The following is a 3,287-nucleotide window of genomic DNA, read 5'->3' on the forward strand; positions in this document are numbered from 1 at the left end:
CTCAACGTAAGCGTCGACAATGGCGCGAACTTTCCGGCCGCGTCTGGAGACTATCAGACCCTCGATGCCAACGGCGTTGAAACAGCATCGGCGGTGGCTCTATTTCATAGCACGGCATCGGCTTTTGGCCGCTCCGGCGTGATTTGGCTTCCCAACTCCGGAAGCGCCGTTGGCCCCAAGATCATCCAGCAGCTCACTATCGGCGTGACGCGTTTCTTCGTGAATTCGGCGTTGCCGATCAATGCCCTCCGGATCAGTTCGATCACCACCAATGGAAACCTGACGGGAGGCGCGGCGAAGGTCTACGGCCGCTGACGCGTAGCGAACTGAACAGACAGGTGCTCGGGGCAGTTCCCGAGAAGCGGGCCTAGTTTGGCGACCCGACCCGCCCGACAGCATCAAGAGATAACTGCCGCACCTGGCCCTTTCGGGCGCGGGCACGGTGACTGATTCTCGAAAGCCCTTAAATGACCATTCAAGACCCGTTTACGGCCGTTGATCCGGTTCGGCCGCCGGCAGGCTACATTGGCGGCAAGCGCCGCCTGGCGGAGCGCCTGGTGGCGCGCATCGCCGCTATCCCGCACACCACCTATGCCGAAGTCTTCGTCGGCATGGGCGGCGTGTTTTTCAGGCGTCGGTCCAGACCGCGCTCGGAAGTGATCAATGACCGCAGTGGCGATGTCGCCAACCTGTTCCGCATCCTGCAGCGTCATTACCCACAGTTCATGGATACGCTGCGCTTCCAGATCACCTCGCGCCGCGAGTTCGAGCGGCTGAAGGCGAGCGAGCCGCTGACATTGACCGATCTGGAGCGCGCCGGTCGCTTCCTCTATCTCCAGCGCCTGGCTTTCGGCGGCAAGGTGGCCGGCCGCAACTTCGGCGTAGATCCACGATCGTCGGCTGGCTTCAATCTGAACACGCTGGAACCGACCTTGGCCGACATCCACGAGCGCCTTTCGGGCGTCGTCGTCGAGCAGCTCGATTGGTCGGTCTTCATAGACCGCTACGACCGACCGGGGACGCTGTTCTATCTCGATCCGCCATATTTCGGCAGCGAAGGCGACTACGGCAAGGAGCTGTTCGGCCGCGACCAGTTCGAAGCGATCGCCGCGAAGCTGCACGCACTGCAGGGCCGGTTCATTCTGTCCATCAATGACGTGCCCGAGGTTCGCAAGGCGTTCGCCGGTTTCGAGATGCAAGAAGCGGAGCTGCTCTACAGCGTTTCAGGCGGCAAGGGCCGGCCGGCAAAGGAGCTGATCATTTCTGACCGGTCTGGTTGACCGGATTTACCCTCACTGAGACGAGCCGTGGACGTTCAATGCGGATGTCCCTACACTCTTCATCAAGGGGAAACTTAGGCAGGAGGTGGGGATGACCGACATTGCGCTACCTTTGGAGCGGGGTAACTGGGCATGGCTGCGCAGTCCGCGCTTTGATATCTCCTTCATATTAGGCCTGCCGGCGTTGGCTTTTCTCACCGGCTTGGTCATCGTGTGGCAGCCTCGGTTCTTCTATCCGATCTTGGTTTTCGATCTCTGGTTTCTGGGCTACCACCACGTCATCGCCACCTACACACGGCTCTGCTTCGATCGAAAAAGCTTCGCCGAGCATTGGCCTCTGCTGGTCATCTTGCTTCCAGCCGTCACGGTGGGAACGCTCGCGGTCGCGTACGGGTTTGGTCTCTGGACCATCGTGTCGGTCTACTTCTACTGGCAGTGGTTCCACTACACCCGCCAGAGCTGGGGCATCTCGCGCGCCTTTCGCGGCAAGCAGCGGGACGCCCTGTACGAGGACGGCTGGCTCGACCAGGCAATCTTCTATGCGCTGCCCATCCTCGGCATACTCTACCGGTCGCACCAGGATCCAGGCCTTTTCCTCGGGATGGAATTGCGCGTCGTCCCCGTCGCCTCGATCGTCGTGCAAGCTGTCGCCGCAGTGACAGTCGTGCTACTGCTCTTCTGGCTCGCCCGGCGGTTTCAGGCGGTGCGGCAGGGCCGGCTTGCACTGGTCCACACAATCTATATGGCAACCCACTTCGCCGTCTTTGCTGTGGCATATCTCGTGATCACCGACGTCACGCTCGGCTGGCTGGTGATCAACATGTGGCACAACGCGCAATATGTGCTTTTCGTCTGGATGTTCAACACGCGCCGCTTCAAGGATGGGGTCGACCCCGAGGCGCCTTTCCTGTCCTATATCAGCCAGCCCGGCCGGCTCTGGCTCTACATGACCACATGCATCCTGATCACCGGCGTGCTCTACTGGGCCGTGCTTGGCACGCTTGACGTGTTGTTTTTCACAGGTCTGTCGATGACGATCGTGCTCTACCAGATCGTCAATTTTCACCACTACATCGTCGATTCGAGAATATGGAAGGTGCGTAAGGTACCCATCAGACGCACGCTCGGGCTTGAGGGCTAGTAGATGCCGGCCAAGGCGGACGGGCGCGACAATCCGTGGCTCGATCTGCTGCGTTCGATCGCAATCCTGCTCGTTCTCCTTCGTCACGGCGAGCGAGCTGTGTCGGTCAGCTCAAGCGCCCCCCACAGCGTCGCGCACACGATCTTCATGAACGGTTGGGTGGGGGTCGACCTTTTCTTCGTCCTCTCCGGCTACCTCATTGCCAGCCACCTTGTCAGGGCAGGTATCGGCTCGGGGCAATTCGATTTAGTTCGGTATCTCGTTCGGCGAGCCCTGCGCATCGTTCCGGCCTACTACGCCGTGCTGCTCCTGGTCGTGGCGGGAGCCTTCCCGTTCTACGCCGTCGATCCGAAGTTCCTAGGCATTCGCGTGGCGTACCACCTCCTTTTCCTCCAGGACTATCTGCCATCCGACATCAACGTCGTGTTCTGGTCGCTTGGGGTCGAGGAGAAGTTCTATCTGCTCGCGCCAGTTTTGGTGCTTGCGCTCCTGCGTTGCCCTGATCGGGTGAGAACGGCCCTTATCGTGCTGCTGTTTTGTCTTCCGATTGCGGCTCGGGCAGCGGTCTATTTCGGCCAGACGGCGCCCCTCGACTACCAGACGTTCTGGCCCTTGTTGCGCAGCCCTTTCCACATGACGCTGGAAGGCCTGATTGCAGGGGTGGGCATTGCGATCGCAGAGCACGCCGGCAAGCTTAGGATGTCCCGCCGGGCTGCGACGATGCTCCTTTGTGGCGCCGGAGCGCTCATGGCGGGATGGCTTGGAAGCGAAGACTTCATGGCCAATATTTACGCTACGGATGTGATCGTTTAGCCGCCACTGATCGCGTTGCTTGCCGCCGGCATGACTACGGGGGCGGTTGGTTT

General features: G+C 60.5%; 4 protein-coding genes. All 4 read left to right on the forward strand.

What is annotated here, in order from left to right:
- Positions 1–315, forward strand: a 315-nt coding sequence (locus EN932_RS38200; RefSeq protein ID WP_164890729.1) for a hypothetical protein, incomplete at its 5' end; no start/stop codon positions are given.
- A gap of 152 nt (positions 316–467) precedes the next feature.
- On the forward strand, positions 468–1,280 hold the full coding sequence (locus EN932_RS32175; RefSeq protein WP_128369365.1) for a DNA adenine methylase: 813 nt from the start codon (positions 468–470) through the stop codon (positions 1,278–1,280).
- Positions 1,281–1,371: 91 nt separating this feature from the next.
- Positions 1,372–2,421, forward strand: coding sequence for a hypothetical protein (locus EN932_RS32180; RefSeq protein WP_128369366.1), 1,050 nt, complete (start codon positions 1,372–1,374; stop codon positions 2,419–2,421).
- Positions 2,422–2,424: 3 nt separating this feature from the next.
- Positions 2,425–3,234, forward strand: coding sequence for an acyltransferase (locus EN932_RS32185; RefSeq protein ID WP_128369367.1), 810 nt, complete (start codon positions 2,425–2,427; stop codon positions 3,232–3,234).
- Positions 3,235–3,287: the final 53 nt, after the last annotated feature.

The sequence above is a fragment of the Mesorhizobium sp. M7A.F.Ca.US.002.01.1.1 genome (genome assembly GCF_004022955.1).
In the GTDB taxonomy this organism is placed as follows: domain Bacteria; phylum Pseudomonadota; class Alphaproteobacteria; order Rhizobiales; family Rhizobiaceae; genus Mesorhizobium; species Mesorhizobium ciceri.

Excerpts from the sequence above, each read along its gene's own strand:
- EN932_RS32185 (WP_128369367.1), top strand. The coding sequence starts at position 2,425 with ATGCCGGCCAAGGCGGACGGGCGCGACAATCCGTGGCTCGATCTGCTG.
- EN932_RS32175 (WP_128369365.1), top strand. The coding sequence starts at position 468 with ATGACCATTCAAGACCCGTTTACGGCCGTTGATCCGGTTCGGCCGCCG.
- EN932_RS32180 (WP_128369366.1), top strand. The coding sequence starts at position 1,372 with ATGACCGACATTGCGCTACCTTTGGAGCGGGGTAACTGGGCATGGCTG.